Source organism: Candidatus Infernicultor aquiphilus, assembly GCF_002784285.1.
GTDB lineage: Bacteria > Atribacterota > Phoenicimicrobiia > Phoenicimicrobiales > Phoenicimicrobiaceae > Infernicultor > Infernicultor aquiphilus.
Genome location: NZ_PFKO01000008.1, coordinates 1 through 1,149, shown reverse-complemented (window position 1 = coordinate 1,149; position 1,149 = coordinate 1). Strand labels below are relative to the sequence as shown.

General features: G+C 40.6%; 2 protein-coding genes. Both read right to left on the bottom strand.

Annotated elements, in window-relative coordinates:
* A partial coding sequence (locus tag COZ07_RS00245; protein WP_406606616.1) for an acyclic terpene utilization AtuA family protein occupies nt 1–734 on the bottom strand: 734 nt, incomplete at its 3' end.
* Nucleotides 735–952: 218 nt separating this feature from the next.
* The coding region (locus COZ07_RS00240) for an FCD domain-containing protein (protein WP_406606615.1) at nt 953–1,149 on the bottom strand (197 nt) is incomplete at its 5' end.

Here is a 1,149-nt window from a genome sequence, read left to right as displayed (position 1 = left end):
ACTGTACTGGGAATACATTTTCGCAAGGGATTAGTTGGCTCTACAATAAAATAATCCTCTCTTAAATATCCCATCATACAATCAGAGGTAGTCCCGGGGGTGGAGGCCATAGCCCCACATTCTAAAATTTTCCCCAGATGTAAAGCCAGACCAGGGTCATAACCCTCTTTGATGGGTAAGGCGGCAAACATAGCCGGGTCATTGGAACGACCGGCGATAATAACCTCTGCCCCCATCTCCAGGGCTTTTATATGAGAATGCACCCCCATTACCGCCACAATTCGAGTAGCTTCTTCTATGTCTTTAGCAGTTAATTCAGGAACAGGGCCTAAAGGTTTTATCTTCCCTTGGGCTAACTTCTTTTTAAGATAAGCTTTTTCAACTTCGGCGTGAATCAAAGCCATCTTAAAGTGTAGGTTTTTTTCTTTGGCAATTTCTTTTACTATTTTCAAGGTCCAGTTAAGATGAACCTCAGCACCGGAACCTCCTGCAGAACCGATAATAACCGGAATTTTATGTTCGTAACCGGCTGTCAACATTAAAGTAAGGTCTTTTTTGGTTGCTTCTTTACTTACAATACCCACTCCCGCCCCCAATTTATGGGGACCGGCATCAGTAGAACCGGCATCGGCAGCGATAACATGAGGTTTCTTTTCTAGGCCCTTTTGAAAAGATTCTGCTGGGAAACCATATCCTAACATCCCCACTGGGGATAGAACTCTTATTTCCTTCATTATAAAATCTCCTAACTTTTATTAATAAATTTCATCCTTTAATTACTCCGCTTGCATTTTTTTAATCCTTGAGCTATTTTTCTATTCTTCCCCCATATATTAGAATCCGTCATTGCGAGCTTCGATTTATCGGAGCGTGGCAATCTCATTTGAGATTACTTCCCCTGCTTTCACAGGGGCAGGCTCACTTCGTTCCTCGTAATGACAAATTTCTCTACTTATATTTCAACTACAACTTTTCTTATGCTCCTCAAATGTTTTAGTATAGCTTCTCCAGCTTTTTTACTATTATGTTCTTTAATTGCCTGAAATATGGCCCGGTGTTCTTGATATTGTTTTTCCCGTCTTCCTGGTATTTGCCAGGTCTTTTCTCGAGTCTCTTTTAATAGATCCAGGTGTAATTTCATTATATTAA